Source organism: Kineococcus lubricus, assembly GCF_050871965.1.
GTDB lineage: Bacteria > Actinomycetota > Actinomycetes > Actinomycetales > Kineococcaceae > Kineococcus.
Genome location: NZ_JBJLSK010000002.1, coordinates 89,082 through 109,153, shown reverse-complemented (window position 1 = coordinate 109,153; position 20,072 = coordinate 89,082). Strand labels below are relative to the sequence as shown.

The following is a 20,072-nucleotide window of genomic DNA, read 5'->3' as shown; positions in this document are numbered from 1 at the left end:
CGTGCCCCACCGCCCCGACGTCACCCTCACCGACCTGCGCGCCGAGCACGGCCGGCCCGCGCTCGGCCTGGGCACCGCCCGCCCCCGCCTGTCCTGGATCGCCCGGCCCGCCGGCCCGACCCCGCCCGCGTGGCGGCAGACCGACCACGAGGTGCGCGTCACCGCCCTGCCCGCCGTCCCCGGCGCGGGACCGCGCACCTGGACCAGCGGGCGGACCGGGTCCGGCGACAGCGTGCTCGTGCCGTGGCCGGCGCCCGACCTCGGCTCGCGCGAACGGGTCCGCGTGCAGGTCCGGGCCTGGAGCGCGGACCACCCCGACCCCACCGCGTGGAGCGCGCCGCTGGAGGTCGAGACCGGCCTGCTGCACCCCGGCGACTGGACCGCCGTCCCCGTCGGCCCGGACTGGGACGCCGAACCCGGCACCGACCACCGCCCCGCCCTGCTGCGCCGGGAGTTCCACCTGCCCGGCCCGGTCGCCCGCGCGCGGCTGCACGTCACCGCGCACGGCGTCCACGAGGTCGAGGTCAACGGTGCCCGCGTCGGCGACGAGGTCCTCGCGCCGGGCTGGACGAGCTACCACCACCGGCTGCGGCACCGCACCCACGACGTCACCGCGCACCTGCGCGAGGGGGCGAACGCGCTCGGGGCGTGGCTGGCCGACGGCTGGTACCGCGGCCGCTACGGCACCCACGGCGGCAACCACGACCTGTACGGCACCCGCACCGCGCTGATCGCCCAGCTCGAGGTCGACCTGGCCGACGGCCGTCGCGTCGTCGTCACCACGCACCCCGGCGCCGGGACCGACGGCGGCGCGTGGCGCGCCGCGCACGGCCCGATCACCGCCGCCAGCCTCTACGACGGCGAGGAGTTCGACGCCCGGCTGGCCGTCCCGGGGTTCTCCCGCCCCGGGTTCGACGACTCCGCCTGGGCCGGGGTGCGCGGGTACGAGCGCGACCCGGCGACCCTGGTGGCCGCGCAGGGCCCGCCGGTGCGCTGCACCCGGGAACTGCTGCCGGTGGCGGTGCTCACCACGCCCTCGGGCCGGACGGTCCTGGACTTCGGGCAGAACCTCGCCGGCCGGGTGCGGATCCGCGTCCGCGGGAACGCCGGGGACCGCGTGCGGCTGCGCCACGCCGAGGTCCTGCAGGACGGGGAGCTGTGCACCCGGCCGCTGCAGCGGGCCCGCGCCACCGACACCTACGTCCTGGCCGGGGACCCGGCCGGGGAGGAGTGGGAACCGCGCTTCACGATGCACGGGTTCCGCTACGTCGAGGTCACCGGCTGGCCCGGGCGCCTCGGCGAGGGCGACGTCGTCGCGCGCGTCCTGCACTCCGACCTGGAGCGCACCGGCTGGTTCACGTGCTCCGACGAACGGCTGAACCGCCTGCACGAGAACGTCGTGTGGTCCATGCGCTCGAACTTCGTCGACGTGCCCACCGACTGCCCGCAGCGCGACGAGCGGCTCGGCTGGACCGGGGACGTGCAGGTGTTCGGCCCCACCGCGTCCTTCCTCTACGACGTGGGGGGTTTCCTGGCGAGCTGGCTGGCCGACGTGGCGGTCGAGCAGCTGCCCGACGGCACCGTCCCCTGGTACGTGCCGATGATCCCCGCGGAGTTCTGGGACCCGCCGCAGCCCGGCGCGCTCTGGGGCGACGTCGCGGTGCTGCTGCCCGCGGTGCTGCACGAGCGGTTCGGCGACACCGGCGTCCTGCGCCGCCAGTACGCCTCCGCCCGCGCCTGGGTGGACCTCGTCGAACGCCTCGCCGGGCCCACCCGGCTGTGGGACACCGGCGTGCAGCTGGGCGACTGGCTCGACCCGGCGGCCCCGCCGGAGGAACCGGCCGCGGCCCGCACCGACCGGTACCTCGTGGCGACCGCCTACTACGCGCACTCCGCCCGCACCCTGGCCCGGATCGCCGAGGTGCTGGGGGAGGAGGCCGACGCGGCCCGCTACGCGCGGCTGGCGGCCGAGGTCCGCGAGGCGTTCACCCGCGAGCACGTCCGCGCCGACGGCCGGCTGTCCAGCGACGCCCAGACCGCCTACGCCCTCGCCATCGCGTTCGACCTGGTGGACGGGCCGCAGCGCGAGGCCGCCGGGCGCCGCCTGGCCGAGCTCGTCGCGCAGGACGGCAACCGCGTCGCCACCGGTTTCGCCGGCGTGAACCTCGTCGCCGACGCCCTCACCCGCACCGGCCACGACACCACCGCGTTCGCGCTGCTCACCGAGACCGGCTGCCCCTCCTGGCTGTACCAGGTGTCGATGGGCGCGACGACGACGTGGGAGCGGTGGGACTCGCTGCTGCCCGACGGGACCGTCAACCCCGGGCACATGACGAGCTTCAACCACTACGCGCTCGGGTCGATCGCGGACTGGGTGCACCGCACCGTCGCCGGGCTCGCCCCGGCCGCCCCCGGGTACCGGCGCCTGCTGGTCCGGCCCCGCCCCGGCGCGGACCTCACCGCCGCCGCGGCCCGCCACGAGACCCCCCACGGTCCGGCCGCCGTCGCCTGGCACCGTCGCGACGGCGAACTCGTCGTCGACGTCGACGTCCCCCTCGGGGTCACCGCCACCGTCGACCTGCCCGGCCACCCGGCCGTCGAGGTCGGCGCCGGGCACCACCGCTTCGCGGTCCCGGACGCGCCCGCCGCCCCGCCCGCCGCCGGCGCCCCCAGCGCGCTGCAGCCGGCCTGAACCCCCCACACGCACGGAGGAACCCCATGCCCACCTGGCAGGCCACGATGATCGCCGCGGACGGCGACGCCGACCGCGACGGCGCCCCGCTGCTGCGGCGCCGGTTCACCCTCGACGACGGCCACGGCGAGGTCGCCCGCGCCGTCCTGCACGTCACCGCCCAGGGCGTCGTCGAGACGTTCCTCGACGGGCAGGACGTCTCCGGCGACGTCCTCAGCCCCGGGTGGAGCAGCTTCGAGTGGCGGCTGCGCTACCGCACCCACGACGTCACCGCGTCGCTGACCGGCGGGCCCGAGCACGTCCTGGGGCTGGCCCTGGGCAACGGGTGGTTCCGCGGCCGGCTCGGCTGGAACGGCGGCCGCGCCTACTACGGCGACGACCTCGCCGGGTTCGCGCAGCTGGAGGTGACGTTCGCCGACGGGCACGTCCAGACCGTCGTCACCGACGGGACCTGGGAGTCGCACGCCTCCGCGGTCACCGCGAACGACCTCTACGACGGGCAGGACGTCGACGCCCGCCTGCTGGACCCGGCGTGGGCCACCGCCGGGGGCTCGCGCGAGGGCTGGGGCGGGGTGCGGGCCGTGGAGTTCGACACCGCGCTGCTCACCGAGCACGTCGGGCCCCCGGTGCGCCGCCAGGAAGTCCTGCCCGCGCAGCGCGTGTGGACGTCCCCGTCGGGGAAGACGCTGGTGGACTTCGGGCAGAACCTCGTCGGGTGGCTGCGGTTCACCGTGCAGGGCGAGGCGGGCCGGGTCGTCACCCTGCGCCACGCCGAGGTGCTGGAGGACGGGGAACTGGGCGTGCGCCCGCTGCGCACCGCCAAGGCCACCGACACGTTCACCCTCTCCGGCGGCCGCGACACCTTCGAGCCCACGTTCACGTTCCACGGGTTCCGCTACGCCGAGGTCACCGGGTGGCCCGGGGAACTGCGCGCCGACGACCTCGAAGCCGTCGTCGTGCACTCCGAGCTCGAACGCACCGGCGAGTTCGAGTGCTCCGACGAGATGCTGAACCAGCTGCACCGCAACGTGGTCTGGGGCACGAAGGGGAACTTCCTCGACGTCCCCACCGACTGCCCGCAGCGCGACGAACGACTCGGCTGGACCGGTGACCTCGCCGTGTTCGCCCCCACCGCGGCGTACCTGTACGACGTGAAGGGTTTCCTGCGCGACTGGATGCGCGACCTGGCCGCCGAGCAGACCGCCCGCGACGGCCTCGTCGCGTTCGTCGTCCCCGACGTCCTGAAGTACGTCCCGCCCATCGGGGCGTTCCCCGACCCCGACAGCACCGCCGTCTGGTCCGACGTGGCGGCCTGGTTGCCGTGGGCTCTGTGGGAGGCGTACGGCGACCGCGAACTGCTCGCCGAGCACTACCCGGCGATGACCGCCCACGTCGAACGGGTCCTGACCCTGCTGTCCCCGCAGGGGCTGTGGGACACCGTGTTCCAGTTCGGCGACTGGCTCGACCCCGACGCCCCGCCGGAACGTCCCGCCGACGCCAAGGCCGACAAGGGCGTCGTCGCCACCGCCTGCCTGTTCCGCTCGCTGCGCACCGTCGCCGACGCCGCCCGCGTCCTGGGGCACGCGGCCGACGCCGACCGGTTCGACGCCGACGCCGAACGGGTCCGCGCGGCCTTCCTGGAGCACTACGTCGACGAGCAGGGCCTCGTGCTGTCCGACTGCGCCACCGTCTACGCGCTCGCGATCGAGTTCGGGCTGCTGACCGGGGCGCAGCGGGACTGGGCCGGGCAGCGCCTGGCCGAGATCGTCGAGAAGGCCGGGTACCGCGTCTCCACCGGTTTCGCCGGGACCCCCTACGTCACCGGGGCGCTGTCCAGCACCGGTCACCTCGACGCGGCCTACCGGCTGCTCACCGAGCGGGAGTGCCCGTCGTGGCTGTACCCGGTGACGATGGGCGCCACGACGATCTGGGAGCGGTGGGACTCCATGCTGCCCGACGGGTCCATCAACCCCGGGGAGATGACCAGCTTCAACCACTACGCCCTGGGCGCGGTCGCCGACTGGATGCACCGGGTCGTGGCGGGGCTGTCCCCGCTGGAACCGGGCTACCGCCGGGCCCTCGTCGCCCCGCGCCCCGGCGGCGGCCTGACGTGGGCGCGCGGTTCCCTGCGCACCCCCCACGGGAACCTCGCGGTGCGCTGGGAGCAGGGCGAGGCCGGTCTGTCCGTCGACGTGGAGGTCCCCGCCGGGACGACCGCGGTGCTGCGCCTGCCCGGTGAGGCCGACCGCGAACTGCCCGCCGGGACCCACCGCGTCACGGCGACCACCCCCGCGCCCTGACCGCCCTCCCGCGGCGACCGAGGGCCCACGTGCCCTCGGTCGCCGCGGGGGCGGGCGGTCTCAGGCCTCGTACCAGGGCGACAGGACCGCGCGGGCCAGGGTGTGCCCGGACATCGTGAACCCCAGGAACGCCGGGGTCGCCCCGCGCCCCACCCCGATCCGCGCCACGTCGAGGGCGTGCACGGCGATCCAGTACGTGTGCGGTCCGTGGCCCGCCGGCGGGGCCGCCCCCAGGTAGCGGGCCAGGCCCGCGTCGTTGGCGAGCTGCCACGCCCCGGCGGGCAACCCCGCGCCGTCCTCGTCGCCGGCCCCGGCGGGCAGCGACGTCGTCGTGGCGGGGACGTCGACGAGGGCCCAGTGCCAGAACCCGCTGCCGGTGGGGGCCGAGGGGTCGTGGACGGTGACGGCGAAGCTCTTCGTGCCCGCCGGGAAACCCGACCAGGACAGGTGCGGGCTGGTGTCGGTCCCGCCCGCGCCGAAGATCCCGGAAGCCTGCGCGAGCGGCATCCGGGCGCCGTCGGCGACGTCGAGGCTGGTGAGGGTGAACGCCGGGACGTCGACGATCGCGGTGTACGGGTTCGGGGAGCCGGTGGTGACGGTCACGGTGACCTCCTGGTGGTGGGTGGGTTCAGCGGGCGGTGGGGACGAGGACCATCCGGAAGCGGGCCAGGCCCGCCACCATCCGGTCGTAGGCGGCGGGGGCGTCCTCGAGGGGGACCTCCTCGACGAGGGCGCGGACGCCGGTGAGCTGCGCGAAGGCGAGGGTGTCCTCGACGTCGGTGGCGATCCCCGACGGGTGCCCGACGACGCTGCGGGCGGGCCCGATGAGCTGCATCGGGCTCACCGGCATCGGGTCCTGCTCGACGCCGATGACCAGCAGTTCCCCGCCGTCGCCGAGGCCGTCGAGGGCCTGCACCATCGCCGCCGAGCTCGCGGCCGTGGCCAGCGCGCCCCGGGGCCGGCCCAGCGCGCGCAGCGCCGCGGGGACGTCCTCGACGGTGGAGTCGACGTAGTGGTGGGTGCCGAGCTCGTGGGCCAGGGCGCGCTTGCCCTCGCCGCGGGCGACCGTGACCACCCGCATCCCCATCGCGGCGGCGAACTGCACCCCCAGGTGCCCCAGGCCGCCGAGCCCGACGACGGCCACGGTGTCCCCGGCCCGCAAGCCGCTGCGCCGCAGCGCGTTGTAGACGGTGACCCCGGCGCAGGCCAGCGGCGCGGCCTCCACGGCGGTGAGCCCGTCGGGGATCCGGGCCAGCGCGTTGGCGGGCACGAGCAGCGCCTCGGCGTACCCGCCGGGGTAGGCGACGCCGGGGATCTGCGTGTTCTCGCAGTGGATGAAGGTGCCGCGCCGGCACGGGTCGCACCAGCCGCAGTGCCCGCCGTACCAGCCGACGGCGACGCGGTCCCCGACCCGCCAGGGCCGCACCCCCTCCCCGACGGCCTCGACGCGACCGGCGATCTCGTGGCCGGGGACGACGGGGAAGATCGAGGGGCCGAAGGCGCCGCCGAGGACCTTGGAGTCGGTGTGGCAGACGCCGCTGGCCTCCACGCTCACCCGGACGTGGCCGGGCAGGGGGTCGGGGACCTCGCGGTCGACGAGGCGCAGCGGGGCGCCGGGGCTGTCGGAGACGACGGACCGGACGGCGGTTCGGGTGGTCACGGGGGGAGCTCCTGGTTCTGCGGGTGGGTTTCAGGCGAGCCGGTCGAGGGCGGCGAGGACACCGGGGTCCAGGTCGAGGCCGTCCGCGGCGAGGTTCTGCGCCAGGTGGTCGAGGGAGGAGGTGCCCGGGATGGGCAGGACGGCGGGGGAGCGGTGCAGCAGCCACGCCAGCGCCAACTGCGACGGCGTCGCGCCGGTCGAGGCGGCCAGCCGCGCCAGCGGGCCGTCCGGGTCGGCGAGCCGCCCGGTGGCCAGCGGGAACCACGGGATGAAACCCACCCCGCGCGCCGCGACGTGGCGCAGCAGCGGTTCGGCCGACCGCTCGGCGAGGTTGTAGAGGTTCTGCACGGTGGCGATCGGGGTGAGGGCCGCGGCCGCCTCGAACTGCCCGACGCTCACCTCCGACAGGCCCAGGTGGCGGACCTTCCCCGCGTCGCGCAGCTCGGCCAGCGTCCCGATCTGGTCGGCCAGCGGGACCCGCGGGTCCACGCGGTGCAGTTGCAGCAGGTCGATCCGTTCCACCCCGAGGCGGCGCAGGCTGTCCTCGACGGCGGCGCGCAGGTGCTCGGGCCGCCCGTCGGGCGCCCACCGGCCCGGGCCGGGACGGGTGAACCCCACCTTCGTGGCGACGACGATGCCGTCGTAGGGGTGCAGGGCCTCGCGCAGCAGGTCCTCCGCGACGCCCGGACCGTAGGAGTCGGCCGTGTCGAACAGGTCGACGCCGGAGTCGGCGGCGCGGCGCAGCACGGCGAGCGCCGCGGCGCGGTCGCGCGGTGGCCCCCACACGCCGGGACCGGGCAGCTGCATGGTGCCGTAGCCGAGGCGGCGGACGGTGAGGTCGCCGCCGACGGTGAACGTCGCGGCGGGGCGGGTGGGGGCTGCGGGGTCGGTGGTGGTCACGGGGTTCCTCCAGGGGTTTCGGGGGTTCCAGGGGTGCAGGGGCTCGGGGTTTCCCGGCGGCCGGGCAGGACGGTGGCGGTGGCGGCGAGCAGGGCCAGGACGACGACGGCGACCGCGTACTCGCGCGTCGTGGGCAGCAGCCCGTCGTGGACGGACAGGGCACCGGCCAGGACGGCGGGCAGCCCCAGGCCGAGGTACGCCGCCACGTACAGCGAGGACAGCACCCCGGCCCGCTGGCCGGGCCGGGCGCGGGGGACGACGGTGCGGATGCCGCCCTGGAAACCGGCGCCGAACCCGACCCCGGCGACGGCGGTTCCGGTGAAGAACAGGGCCCGCGCCAGGCCCGGCGGCCCGGCCGACAACGCGGTGACGGTGAGGGCCATGCCGACGGTCAGCGCGGCGGCCGCGACGAGCACGCACGTCCGGGCCGCGGTCGTGCGCAGCAGCAGGACGCAGACCGCCGCGACGGCGGTCTGGAGGAACAGCGTCGCCGAACCGGCCACCGGTGAACCCCAGCCGAACGCGGCGCGCACCACGGCCGGGGCCAGGGAACCGTAGAACCCGGCCAGCGCCCACACCGCGAACACGATCGGCGCGCCCGCGGCGAACGCGCCGCGCAGTTCGGCCGGTACCGCGACGCGGGGGACCAGCGACGCCCGCGCCTCCTGCAACCGGTCGGGCCGCAACGGCACGGTCTCCGGCGAGCGGAGCACCGCGACGAGCTGGACGACGTAGACGGCCAGCAGGACCAGGTACACCAGGTGCGTCGGCCAGGGCAGGAACCCGACCACGGCCGCCGCCAGCAGCGCGCCCGCGGCCGTCCCCACCGGCGGCGCGACGGAGTTCACGACGGCGCCGCGGCGAGGGTCCACGTCCAGCGCCAGACCTCCCGCGGCGCCCACCGCGGCCCCGGTCGACAGGCCCTGCAGGACCCGCCCGGCGATCAGTCCCGGGACCCCCGGCGCGGTGGCCAGGACGAGCATCGCCACGATCTGCACGGCGAGCGCACCGGCCAGCACGGGCCGGCGGCCCAGGTGGTCGGACAGGCGACCCAGCACGAGGAGGGAGGCGAGGACGGCGAGCGCGTAGACGCCGAACACGACCGTCGTGGTGGTCGCGGAGAAACCCCAGTGCTGCGCGTACGTCCCGTACAGCGGGGTGGGGGCGCTGGAGGAGGCGAGGACGGTGACGGTGATCGAGGCCGCCGCCAGCGGCGAGGACCGGGTGGGCACGGTCAGGCCGGCGCCGGGCCGGTCTCGACGCGGACGTCGTCGAGGTCGATGGAGACGATCACGGGGTCGGGGACGGGGTTCCCGTCGGGGTCGCGGACGAAGATGCGGCGGCGGGTCGCCAGGACGAGCCCGTCGTGCTCCTCGAAACCGTCCGCGAGGTGGACGCTGGGGGAGCCGCCGGCGATGTCGACGTCGTAGTCGCGGCGGCGCAGCAGGCCGTCGCGGTCGACGTGGACGGTCTGCACGGCGGAGTGGGTCGCCAGGGACGCCGGGTAGGTGACCCGCAGCCGGTCGAACGTCTCCCCGCGCTCGGTCCAGGTGCCGTGCTCCTCGGTCCGCACCCCGGGCAGGGTCAGCGACCAGGGTTCGGTGAGGTACGTCCACATGGCGTACCCGGAGAAGTAGGCCAGTTGCGCCGGGGTCCACGGGGTCTCCAGGACGTGCCCGGCGAAGGAGGCGCGCGGGTCCTCCAGCTCCTCGACGACCTCGTCCTCCCCGTCGTCGGTCCGGTCGCCCGTCTCCAGGACGACCCGGTCGGGGGTGGTGGTGCTGCGCAGGCCCTGCGGGCCGAACGGGGCCTGCGTCGTCCACTCCTCGTGCACGCGGACGGTGGTGCGGGCGTCGTCGAGCAGGCCGCGCACGCCCTTGACGTCCCACAGCACGCCGCCGAAGCGGTGGTGCACGGACACGGTCCGCGTGCGACGCCAGTTCTCGGCGCCGCCGTGGGCCGCGAGCAGCCGGTCCAGGGTGCTGGCCACGGTGGTTCCTTCCGTCCGGGGTGGGGTTCACCCGGGACGTTAGGGACGGCGGGGGCTGCCAGGCATCGGTAGGACGACCAGTCCCCGGCGCGACCGCTCAGCCGGGCAGGTCGGGGCCGAGGGCCCCGACGAGCTGGGAGCGCCGCGTCACGTGGAGCTTGGCGAAGGCGTGCGAGAGGTGCGAACCCACCGTCCGGTGCGACAGGTACACCTGGTCGGCGATCTCCTTGTTCGACAGCCCCTGCGCGGCCAGGCGCACCACCAGCAGTTCCTGCGGCGTGAGCGAGCGCACCGCCTCCTCCCGCCCCCCGGCGGGGACGACGACGGCCGCGCCGGCGGCCCGCAGCTCCTGCCGGGCGCGGTCGGCCAGCGGCAGGACCCCGTGCGCCTCGAAGGACCGCAGCGCGGCGGCCAGTTCCTGCCGCGCCTCGGTGATGCGGCGGCCGCGGCGCAGCCACTCCCCGTGGTGCAGGCGGGTGCGGGCCAGGTCCAGGTCGGCGCCCGCCCCGGCGCGGCGGCCGTGCGCGAGCGCCGCCTCGTAGTGGGTGCCGGCGACGTCGTCGGCGGCGACGAGGGCCCGGGAACGTTCCACCAGCAGCGCCAGGTGCGCCGACCCGCCCGTCCCGGCCACGGCGGACGCGGTGCGGGCCCACTCCTCGACGAGGTCGGGGCGGCCGGTGCGGGCCGCGGGTTCGGCCAGGTCGGCCCCGGCCCACAGCGCGACGGGGCCGTTGACGGCGGTCCGGGCCAGGTCGGCCAGCGCGTCGGCGTGCCGCCCGTCCAGGAGGGCCGCGACGCCCGCCGCCCACGCGGTGCTCGCCGCGACCCGCGCGAAACCGGCCGCCCCCGGCAGGGCGCGGGCCTCGTCCAGGGCGCGCTGGGCGCGGTCCCGTTCCCCGCGCCAGGCGCGCGCCCGCGCGGTCACCGTCGCGGCCATCGCCGCCACGACCGGCAGGTCGAGGTCCAGTCCCAGCCGGTACGCCTGCTCGGCGTCGGTGAGGGCGCCGGTGAGGTCGCCCAGCCCGGCCCGCGGGCTGGCCCGCCCGCACAGGGCGATGACCTCGTCGCTGCTGCGGGCGGTGGCGTGGTGCACGTCCACCCCGGTGGTCCAGCACAGCTCCGCCGTGGCGAGGTCCCCGGCCTCCTCGGCGGAGAACGCCAGCGCGTTGAGCAGGACGCCGTCGACGTCGGGCGCCTCGGCGCGGAAGCGGTCCACGACGTCGCGGTCCAGGCGGGCGCCGGGGACCACCAGCGCCAGGCCGACGTCGCGCAGCGCGCTGCCCGGCACGGTCGGGGTGTCGCGCAGCGCGGTGTGCACGGCGGCGCGCACCGGCGGCGGTTCCTGCAGGACGTGGCAGCGCGTGGCCGCCCACACGAGGACCTCCAGCCGGTCCCGGGCGTCGGGTTCGCCCTCGGCCAGGGCCACCAGCTCGGAGGTGCTGCGGCCGCGGTGGTCGGCGGTCATGCTGAGGACCCAGTCGGTGCGCGCGGCCCGGCGGACCGTCGCGCGCAGGGCCGGGGACGTCACCGCGCGGGCCTCGGCGAGCAGGGCGGCGGCCTCCACCGAGGCCCCGGCGCGGCGGGCGGCTTCCGCGGCGGCGGTGAGGTGGCGCGCGCGGTCGTCGCGGTCGGGGGTGAGCGCCGCCGCCCGCCGCCAGGCCGCGGCGGCCTCGGTGCCGGCGCCCTGCCGGGCCGCGGTCTCGGCGACGGCGGCGAGTTCCGCCGCCGCTCCGGGGTCCCAGCCGACCGCCGCGGAAGCCCGGTGCATGGCGCGGCGCGCGGGGTGGCGGGTGACCGCGGCGAGGGCGCCGTGGGCGGCGGCCCGCGCGACGGAGCCGGCCGCGTCGTACAGGGCCGACCCGACCAGCGGGTGCCGGAACTCGAAGCGGTCGCCGGTGCCGCGCAGGAGCCGGGCCCGTTCGGCGGGGTCGAGGTCGCCCGCGGACAGCCCGAGGCCGCCGAGCGCCTCGAACACCTCCTGCCGGGTGGCGTCCTCCCCGGCGGCGACGACGAGCAGCGCGTGGCGGGTGGGGCCGGGCAGTTCCTCGACCTCCCCGAGGAACGTCTCCTCCAGCCGCCGGCTCATCGGCACCCGGGTCCCGGCGCGCGCGGCCCGGTCGGTCCGGGCGTGCGCCGTCGCCAGCTCGGTCAGGGCCAGCGGGTTGCCCAGCGCTTCGCGCAGGACCACGCGGCGCCGCTCGCCGGGCAGGCCGGGGGTGCGGGCGGCGACGAGGGCCTCGGCGTCGGCCGGGGTGAGCGGTTCCAGCGCCACGGTCTCGGGGAAGGCGCGGTCGCGCTCGCGGCTGGTGGCGAGCAGCAGGACCGGCAGTTCCCGCAGGCGCTGCGGCAGGAACGTCAGCACCTCCACCGTCGAGCGGTCCAGCCAGTGCAGGTCCTCGACCAGGAGCAGCAGCGGCCCGTCCTGGGCGGCCTCCTCCAGGACCCCGAGGGCGGCCAGCGACAGCAGCAGCCGGTCCGGGGCGGTGCCCTCGGCGGCGCCGAACACCACCCGCAGGGCCTGGCGCTGGCGCGGGGGGAGGGCTTCGAGGCGGTCCAGCACGGGGTGCAGCAGCTCGTGCAGGCCGGCGAAACCCGTTGCGGCGCCGCGCACCCCGCGGCAGCGCAGGACGCGGGTCCCGGCCGCGGCGGCCTCGGCCGTCAGCGCCTCGACGAGCGCGGTCTTGCCGATCCCGGCCTCGCCCTCGACGAGGACGCCGGACCCGTGGCCGGTGCGGGCACCGGTCAGCAGGGCCCGCAGCCGGGCGGTCTCCTCCTGGCGGCCGACCAGGCCGGTGGCGGGGTGCTCGGGCATCCTGGCGATCCTAGGTCGGCCGGGGAGCGGGTCGGGTCAGTCCGCGAGCAGGCGCCGCACGGCGTCGACGACGACCTCGCGGCGGTGCCGCGCGGTGGCGCCGGCGCGCAGGTCGTCGAACTCGGGGACGGCGGTGTGCCAGAGGGTGGAGACCTGCAGGACGAGGCCGAGCAGTTCCTCCGGGGCCCAGCGGTCGGGCAGGCGCCCGTCGGCCTGGGCGGTGGCGATGGCGGCGACCTTGGCGCGGTTGGACTCCTGCACGGACCGCACGAGGGGGCCGGTGGGCCCGGTGCCGGCGCCGCCGGTCCGTTCCAGCCGGTGCCAGGCGGCGATGCGCTGCACCTCGGGGCGGGCGGCGTAGGAGTCGTGCAGGCGGCCGGCGTAGCCGGGCAGGTCGTCGACGTCGATCGGCACGTCGGTGGTGGTGCGGGCGACGATGGCGTCGAAGACGGCGGTGAACAGGCCGTCCTTGCTGCCGAAGTAGTGGTAGATCTGCGCCTTGTTCGACCCGGCCGCCGTGGCGATCCGGTCGACCCGGGCCCCGGCCAGGCCCCGGGCGGAGAACTCCGCCGTGGCCGCCTCGAGCAGTCGTCTCCTCGTCGCCTCCGCGTCCCCCGCCACGGGCCGAGCATAGTGACTGACCGTTTGGTTGACGCCGTGCCCGCGCGGGCGTACGGTCCCCCTTGTCAACCAAACGGTTAGTCAGAAGGAGTGGAACCGTGACCCAGGTCTTCCTCGTCACCGGCGCCTCCCGCGGCCTCGGCCGCGAGATCGCCACCGCCGCCGCCACCGCCGGGCACCGCGTCCTCGCCACCGCCCGCCGCCCCGAGACCCTCGACGACCTCGTCGCCGCCCACCCCGACGGGCGGGTCCGCGCCCTCGCCCTCGACGTCACCGACCCCGTCGCCGCCGACCGCGCCGTCGCCACCGCCGTCGAGACGTTCGGCCGCCTCGACGTCCTCGTCAACAACGCCGGCTACGCCGACCTCGGCACCGTCGAGGACACCCCCGCCGACGCCTTCCGCGCCCAGGTCGAGACCAACTTCTTCGGCGTCGTCACCCTCACCCGCGCCGCGCTGCCCGTCATGCGCCGCCAGGGCGGCGGGCACGTCGTCCAGGTCTCCTCCGGCGGCGGGCGCCTGGCCACCCCCGGCCTGTCCGCCTACCAGTCCGCCAAGTGGGCCGTCGGCGGGTTCTCCGAGGTCCTCGCCGCCGAGACCGCCGACCTCGGGATCAAGGTCACCGTGCTGGAACCCGGTGGGATGCAGACCGACTGGGCCGGCTCCTCCATGGGCGACCACCCCGCCGGGGAGGCCTACGAACCGCTCATGGCCAGGATGCGCCGCCTCAACGAGACCCTCGCCGCCGGCGGCTCGGCCAGCGACCCCGCGAAGGTCGCCCAGCTCGTCCTGCGGGTCGCGGCCATGGACGAACCGCCGCTGCGCCTGCTCGTGGGCGCCGACGCCGTCGAGCTCGTCGCCGCCGGCGCGCGCCGCCGGGCCGCCGAGGACGAGCGGTGGCGGGACCTGTCGCTGTCGGTGGCCCGCGAGGACGCCGCCGAGCTCGACCTGTCCGTCCTGGGGCACTGAGCCCCGCCCCTCACGGCGCCGACCGCGCCAGCGACGCCAGCAGCGCCAGACCGTCGGCCGACGGCGTCCGCGGTTCGGCGTGGTGCATCACGACCGTGAGGGAGGCGGTGCCGACCACGGCGAACTTCTCCCGGTGCAGCACCAGGTCCCCCACGACGGGGTGGCGGACCACCCCCGTGGGCGACCCGCCGGCCCTGACGTCGTGCCGGGCCCACAACCGGCGGAAGTCCTCGCTCTTCACCGACAACTCACCGACGAGCGCCTGGAACCGCGGGTCGTCCTCGTCGGCGCCGATGTCCGCGCGCAGCTGCGCCACCACGCCCGCGGCCTCCTGCGCCCAGTCGGGGTGGTAGCCGCGCGCCTCCGGGTCGGTGAACAGGGACACCAGCCGGTTGGCGCCGGCCACCAGCGCCGGTTCCAGCGCCGTCGCGAGCCGGTTGGCGGCCCGCACGTCCCGGTAGCGGTCCAGGACGAACGCCGGCACCCCGATCTGGTCCAGCAGCGTCCGGACCCCGTCGGGCACGCGCTCGGGACGCCGCGGCGCCGGACGCGCGCCCCGGCGCGGCCGGGCGCGGGACAGTTCCAGGGCGTGCGCGGTCGCCTCGGCGTCCAGCTGCAGCGCCCGGGCCAGGGCGTCGACGACCTGCTCGGAGGGGTGCCGGTCGCGGCCCTGCTCCAGCCGCAGGTAGTACTCATTGCTGATCCCCGCCAGCAGGGCCACCTCCTCCCGCCGCAACCCGCGGACCCGGCGCCGGCTGCCGGCGGGCAGCCCCACGTCCTCGGGCCGGACCAGTTCCCGGCGCGCCCGCAGGAAGTCGGCCAACGGGGTGCGCGGTTCCACGACCACGACGCTAGTGGAGGTCCGCGGCACCGGGCGGGCTCAGCCTGTTCCCCCCACTACCAGGACCCGCAGGGCCTTCACCGGTCCCCGGCACCGGCTGACGATGGTGCGGCGCCGGCCCGCGGGGCCGGGCAGTTCCGAGAGGTTGGACGAGAATGGCTCAGCGCACCTGGTTCATCACCGGCTCCAGCAGCGGCTTCGGCCGGCTGATGACCGAGCAGCTCCTGCAGCGCGGCGACCGCGTGGCCGCCACCGCCCGCGACACCGCCGCCCTGGCGGACCTGCGCGAGCTCCACGGGGAACGGCTGTGGGCCGCCCGGCTCGACGTCACCGACCGGGCCCGGATCCGCGAGGTCGTCTCGGGGGCCTTCGCCGACCTCGGGACGATCGACGTGATCGTGAACAACGCCGGGTACGGCCTGTTCGGCGCGGCCGAGGAACTCACCGACGAACTCATCGACCACCAGCTGGCGACGAACCTGCTCGGCCCGATCCACGTCCTGCGGGCCGCCGTCCCGCACCTGCGGGCCCAGGGCGGCGGGCGCATCGTCCAGCTGTCCACCTACGGCGGCCTGGCGACCAACCCGGGCGCGTCGGTGTACCACGCCGGCAAGTGGGGGATCGAGGGTTTCATGGAGGCCAACGCCAAGGACCTCGCCCCGTTCGGGATCGGCGTCACGATCGTCGAACCGGGCAGCGCCGCGACCGGCTTCCGCGTCGGCGGCTCCCGCCTGCCCGAGCCCCTGGCCGCCTACGACGGGACGCCGGCGGCGATGAGCCGCCGCATCCAGGACCCCGCGCTGCCGTCGGTGAGCGACCCGGCCAAGGTCGCCGCCGCCACCATCGCCAGCGTCGACCGCACCCCCGCCCCGCTGCGCCTGATCACCGGCAGCGACTCCTTCACCGCCGTCCGCGCCGCCCTGCGCGAGCGGCTGGCCGACGTGGAGGCGCAGGAGGCCAGCGCGGCCCGGACCGACCTGGCCGCGAGCGCCTGACCGTGCGGGTCCCCCGACGGCGGGGCGGCCCGGAGCGCGACCGCGTCGTTCGACCGATGACGGGCCCGGCCCGCACGGCCACGATCGGCGGGTCGCCCCGACCCGGAGGTTCCCCGTGACCCGCACCACCCGCGAGCTCGCCGTCCCCGAGCTCATCGGCCGCGACGAGGACCTGGCCCGGCTGCGGGCCCTGCTGACCGCGGCCCGCGGCGGCGGCCGGGCCGTCCTCGTCGAGGGCGAGCCCGGCATCGGCAAGAGCACCCTCGTCGCGGCCCTCGAGCGCGCCGCCCGCCGCGAGGGGGTGCGGGTGCTGCGCTGCACCGGCGCCGAGACCGGCACCCCCACCGGGTTCGCGGCCCTGCACGAACTGCTGCACCCCCTCCTGGGTGACGTCCCCGCGCTGCCGCCGCGCCAGCGGTCCGCGCTGCTGACCGCCTTCGGCCACGAGGACGGCCCCGCCCCCGACCGGCTGCTCATCGGGCTCGCCGCCCTCGGGCTCCTCGAGGAGGCCGCCACCGGCGCCCCGCTGCTGGTCGTCGTGGAGGACCTGCACCGGCTCGACGCCGCCAGCGCCGACGTCGTCGCGTTCCTCACCCGCCGCCTGTCGCCCTCCCCGGTCCTGCTCCTGGCCACCGCGCGCCCCGGCGGCCCGCGCACCGCGGCCTGGGAGGTCCTGCCGCTGGGGCCGCTGCCCCCCGGCGACGCCGAGACCCTGCTGGCCGGGACCGCCGCGCCCCTGCGCCCGGCGCTGCGGGCCCGCGTCCTGCGCGAGGCCGGCGGGAACCCGCTGGCCGTGCGCGAGCTCGCCGCCGCCGTCCTCGCCGCCGGCGACGGCCCCCTGCCCGCCCCCACCCAGACCCTGCCCACCACCGAACGCCTCGAACGGGCGTTCCTCGCCGGCGCCGGGCGGCTGCCCGCCCGCAGCCGCCGGCTGCTGCTGCTCGCCGCCGCCGACGGCGACGACCTGCCCCTGACCCGGCTGACCGCCGCCGCCGGTGACCCCGACCGCCTCGTCCCCGACCTGCACCCCGTGGAGCGGGCCGGGCTGCTCAGCGTCGTCGACGGCCGCGTCCGCTTCCGCCACCCCCTCGTCCGCTCGGCCGTCTACGGCGGCGCGAGCCTGCCCGAACGGGCCGCGGCCCACCGGGCGCTGGCGGCCGTCCCCGGCGACACCGGCCGCGCCGTGTGGCACCGCGCCGCCGGCACCCACACCGCCGACGAGGAAGTCGCCGCCGCCCTGGAGGCCACCGCCCACCGCGCCGTCCTGCGCGGCGCCCCCGAGGAGGCGTTCGCCGCCCTCGAACGCGCCGCCGCGCTGTCCCCGCACGTCCCCGAACGCGCCCGCCGGCTCGCCGCCGCCGCCGAGGTCGCCCGCCGCGCCGGGCTCGCCGCCGACGCCGCCCGCGCCCTCGACGCCGCGCTGCCGCTGGCCGAGGACCCCGCCGTCGTCACCCGCCTCGCCCTCACCGAGAGCGTCCTGGGGGCCGTCCAGGGCCGACCCGCCCGCGGGCCCCTCGACCTCGCCGACCTCGCCGACCGCCTCGGCGGGCCCGGCGGGGACCGCGCCGTCCCCGAACGCCTCCAGCTGCTGGCCCGGGCCGCCGTGCAGGCCAACGGCGACGGCCTGCCCGCCGCCGCCCGAGCCCGCGTCGAGGCCGCCGTCCACGCCGTCGACGTCCCCGCCGGCCACCCCCTCCAGGACGTCGCCCTCGCCGCCCTCGACCCCGCCCGCCACGGCGACCGCGTCCGCGGCCGGTTCCCCGCCCTGGCCCGCCACGCCCTGACCCAGCCCGCCGACACCGTCGCCCGCCTCGCCCACGTCGCCGGGTTCGTCCACGACCTCGACGGCGTCGAGACCACCTGGGACGTCGCCGTCCGCTCCTTCCACGACGCCGGCGCCCCCGGCGACGAGGCCCACGCCCTCGTCGGCCGCGGCGGGCTGCGCCTCGTCCTGGGCCGCCTCGACGAGGCCGTCGGCGACCTCCTGCTCGGCGTCCGCACCAGCGTCGCCGCCGGGCAGCCGCTCCAGGCCGCCTACGGCGAGGCGCTCCTGGCCCGCGCGCACGCCTGGCGCGGCGAGCACGCCCCGGCGCTCGCGGCGCTGGAGCGGTCCACGGAGCTGTGCGGCGGGGCGAACCTCGCCGTCACCCTCGCGCTGCGGGCGTGGGCGCGCGGCCTGGTGGCCCTGGACCGGCAAAACCCCGACGAGGCCTGGCACGCGCTGCGCGCCGTGCAGGGGCACCCCGCGACCGCCGAGCTCGCCGTCGCCGACGTCGTGGAGGCCGCCGTGCGCGCCGGGGAACCCGGCGCCGTCACGGGTCTCGTCGAGCGCGTCGCCGCCGGCGCCGAGGCCGCCGGCGCCCCGCACCTGCTGTCCCTGGTCCACCGGGCCCGCGCGCTGCTGCACGCCGACGCCGGGCGCGCCGGGGAGGCCGAGCGGGAGTTCACCGCCGCCGTCGAGCGCGGCGCCGCCGGGCGCAGCCCGCTGGAACTGGCCCGCACGCGGCTGCTGCACGGGGAGTGGCTGCGCCGGCAGCGGCGCATCATCGACGCGCGCGAGCAGCTGTCCCCGGCGCTGGCCGCGTTCACCGCCGCCGGGGCCCGCGGCCTCGCCCAGCGCGCCGCCGCGGAACTGCGCGCGGCGGGCGTCGCGCCCGCCGCCACCGGGCGCGCGGACGCCGCGGACCTGCTGACGCCGCAGGAGTTCCAGATCGCCCAGCTCGCCGCGAGCGGCCTGACCAACAAGGAGATCGCCGACCGGATCTACCTGTCGCACCGCACGGTCGCCGCCCACCTGTACAAGGTGTTCCCGAAACTCGGCATCACCCACCGCGCGCAACTGCGCGACGCGCTCGACGGTGAACCGGGAGACGTTGCCCGGCAACCGGTCCCGGTGACCGCGGGAGTTCCCGCGGTCGTCGTCGCCCCCACCCCGCCCGTCCCGCCGTCGCCGCTGCTGACCCGCCTGGCCGAAGCCGTCGCCACCGCCGCCGGCGCCGACGAGGTCGCCGCCGCCGCGGCGCGGCTGCTCGTCGACGACCTGGACCCGACCCTCGTGAGCGTCGTCCTGCGCGGGGCCCGGCCCCGCGTCCTGCGGCACTGGTCGGTGCGCGGGGGAGCGGTCGGCGTCAGCCCCGCCGGCTGGCGCACCGCCACCCTCACCCACGACTCCCCGTCGCTGGACCCCGCCCGCCGCGGGCGCGGGGACTTCCACCCCGACCTGCGCGCGTTCACCACCGCCTGCGCCCTCGTCCAGGGCGTCGTCGCCGCCGCCGGGTTGCAGGCCCTGGCCGACGTCCCCCTCGCCGTCGGCGGCCGCGTCACCGGTTTCCTCGTCGTCGGCTGGGACCGCGAGCGCGACCTCCCGCCGGAGCTGCGCCGCACCCTGGAGGAGTTCGCCGCGACCTGCGCCGCCGCCCTCGACCGCTGCCTGGCCGCCGCCCGCGGCCGGTCCCTCGTGCGGTCCCTGCACGCCGCGGTCCCCACCGACCCGCCCACCGCGCCGTGGGTGCGGCTGGCCGCCCGGCGGCAGGTCGCGGGCCCGGGCCACGGCGCCGGCGGTGTCCGCGAGGACGTCGGCGGCGACTGGTACGACGCGTTCACCGCCGACGACGGCGCCACCGTCCTCGCCGTCGGCGACGTCACCGGGCACGGCCCCGAGGTGGCCGCCGCGTCGGTCCAGATGCGCGGGGTCCTCAGCAGCCACGCCCTGGAGCACCCCTCCCCGGCCGAGGCGCTGCGCCGCCTCGACCGCGCCGTGGAACGGCTGCCGCTGCCCGCCGGGGCGACCGCCGTCCTGCTGCGGGTCGCCCCCGCCGGCGCCGGTTTCCGCGTCACCTGGTCCAACGCCGGGCACCCCGTCCCGCTGGTGCTGCTGCCCGACGGCACCGTCCGCGACCTGCGCAGCGCCCCCGAGCTCCCCGTCGGAGTCGACGCCGCCGCCGACCGGCGCGACCACGTCGCCGACCTGCCCGACGGCTCGACGCTGCTGCTGTTCACCGACGGGCTCGTGGAGGACCGCACCACCGACCTGGCCGCCGCCGCGGACCGGTTGCGCGCCGAGGTCGGGGGTTTCCGCGCCGGCACGCCGGACGAGCTCGTCGACCGCGTCCTCGACCGCGTCGCCGGGATCGCCGACGAGGACGACGTGACCGTCCTGGCCGCCCGGCTGTCCGCGGTCCCCGTCGTCCCCCGGCAGCCGCGGCCGGCGGGCCCGCTGGCCGCGGTCGTCGGCTGAGGAGGGCGGGGCAGCGGGGAGCCGGGCAGGATGGCCGCATCGACGCCACCCACGCC

General features: G+C 77.6%; 13 protein-coding genes. 5 read left to right on the top strand and 8 right to left on the bottom strand.

Features of this window, described 5'->3' with window-relative positions:
• Window position 1: 1 nt before the first annotated feature.
• Window positions 2-2,692, top strand: coding sequence for a family 78 glycoside hydrolase catalytic domain (locus ACRYRX_RS01805; protein ID WP_432510082.1), 2,691 nt, complete (start codon window positions 2-4; stop codon window positions 2,690-2,692).
• A 26-nt stretch (window positions 2,693-2,718) separates the two neighbouring features.
• Entirely contained in the window at window positions 2,719-4,992 is a 2,274-nt protein-coding gene (locus ACRYRX_RS01800) for a family 78 glycoside hydrolase catalytic domain (protein WP_432510081.1), read from the top strand.
• Window positions 4,993-5,052: 60 nt separating this feature from the next.
• Here ACRYRX_RS01800 and ACRYRX_RS01795 read toward each other — a convergent pair whose 3' ends face one another.
• The 7 genes from ACRYRX_RS01795 to ACRYRX_RS01765 form a co-directional block, all read right to left on the bottom strand.
• On the bottom strand, window positions 5,053-5,595 hold the full coding sequence (locus ACRYRX_RS01795; protein WP_432510080.1) for a YbhB/YbcL family Raf kinase inhibitor-like protein: 543 nt from the start codon (window positions 5,593-5,595) through the stop codon (window positions 5,053-5,055).
• Window positions 5,596-5,620: 25 nt separating this feature from the next.
• Window positions 5,621-6,652, bottom strand: coding sequence for an alcohol dehydrogenase catalytic domain-containing protein (locus ACRYRX_RS01790; protein ID WP_432510078.1), 1,032 nt, complete (start codon window positions 6,650-6,652; stop codon window positions 5,621-5,623).
• Window positions 6,653-6,682: 30 nt separating this feature from the next.
• The gene (locus ACRYRX_RS01785; RefSeq protein ID WP_432510077.1) at window positions 6,683-7,552 is read right to left on the bottom strand and encodes an aldo/keto reductase; all 870 of its coding nucleotides are present in this window, start codon (window positions 7,550-7,552) and stop codon (window positions 6,683-6,685) included.
• Window positions 7,549-8,784 carry an MFS transporter gene (locus ACRYRX_RS01780; RefSeq protein WP_432510076.1) on the bottom strand — a complete coding sequence of 412 codons (1,236 nt, stop codon included), beginning with the start codon at window positions 8,782-8,784 and terminating at the stop codon, window positions 7,549-7,551. The genes ACRYRX_RS01785 and ACRYRX_RS01780 overlap by 4 nt, the downstream gene beginning before the upstream one ends.
• Window positions 8,785-8,786: 2 nt before the next feature.
• Window positions 8,787-9,542, bottom strand: coding sequence for a hypothetical protein (locus ACRYRX_RS01775; RefSeq protein ID WP_432510075.1), 756 nt, complete (start codon window positions 9,540-9,542; stop codon window positions 8,787-8,789).
• 97 nt (window positions 9,543-9,639) lie between these two features.
• Window positions 9,640-12,354, bottom strand: a complete 2,715-nt coding sequence (locus tag ACRYRX_RS01770) for an ATP-binding protein (protein WP_432510073.1) — start codon at window positions 12,352-12,354, stop codon at window positions 9,640-9,642.
• Window positions 12,355-12,390: 36 nt separating this feature from the next.
• Window positions 12,391-12,975, bottom strand: a complete 585-nt coding sequence (locus ACRYRX_RS01765; RefSeq protein ID WP_432510072.1) for a TetR family transcriptional regulator — start codon at window positions 12,973-12,975, stop codon at window positions 12,391-12,393.
• 98 nt (window positions 12,976-13,073) lie between these two features.
• On the opposite strand from ACRYRX_RS01765, the gene ACRYRX_RS01760 reads away from it, so the two are divergent.
• On the top strand, window positions 13,074-13,943 hold the full coding sequence (locus tag ACRYRX_RS01760; protein WP_432510071.1) for an SDR family NAD(P)-dependent oxidoreductase: 870 nt from the start codon (window positions 13,074-13,076) through the stop codon (window positions 13,941-13,943).
• A 10-nt stretch (window positions 13,944-13,953) separates the two neighbouring features.
• Here ACRYRX_RS01760 and ACRYRX_RS01755 read toward each other — a convergent pair whose 3' ends face one another.
• A complete protein-coding gene (locus tag ACRYRX_RS01755) occupies window positions 13,954-14,784 on the bottom strand; it encodes a helix-turn-helix domain-containing protein (RefSeq protein ID WP_432510070.1) in 831 nt (276 codons plus the stop codon).
• A 155-nt stretch (window positions 14,785-14,939) separates the two neighbouring features.
• Between ACRYRX_RS01755 and ACRYRX_RS01750 the strand changes: the two genes are divergently transcribed.
• Both ACRYRX_RS01750 and ACRYRX_RS01745 read left to right on the top strand, forming a co-directional pair.
• Window positions 14,940-15,779 carry an SDR family oxidoreductase gene (locus tag ACRYRX_RS01750; RefSeq protein ID WP_432510069.1) on the top strand — a complete coding sequence of 280 codons (840 nt, stop codon included), beginning with the start codon at window positions 14,940-14,942 and terminating at the stop codon, window positions 15,777-15,779.
• A 115-nt stretch (window positions 15,780-15,894) separates the two neighbouring features.
• On the top strand, window positions 15,895-20,016 hold the full coding sequence (locus ACRYRX_RS01745; protein ID WP_432510068.1) for a SpoIIE family protein phosphatase: 4,122 nt from the start codon (window positions 15,895-15,897) through the stop codon (window positions 20,014-20,016).
• Window positions 20,017-20,072: the final 56 nt, after the last annotated feature.

Coding starts and splice junctions, on each gene's coding strand:
- ACRYRX_RS01770 (WP_432510073.1), bottom strand. CDS start 12,354: ATGCCCGAGCACCCCGCCACCGGCCTGGTCGGCCGCCAGGAGGAGACC.
- ACRYRX_RS01750 (WP_432510069.1), top strand. CDS start 14,940: ATGGCTCAGCGCACCTGGTTCATCACCGGCTCCAGCAGCGGCTTCGGC.
- ACRYRX_RS01800 (WP_432510081.1), top strand. CDS start 2,719: ATGCCCACCTGGCAGGCCACGATGATCGCCGCGGACGGCGACGCCGAC.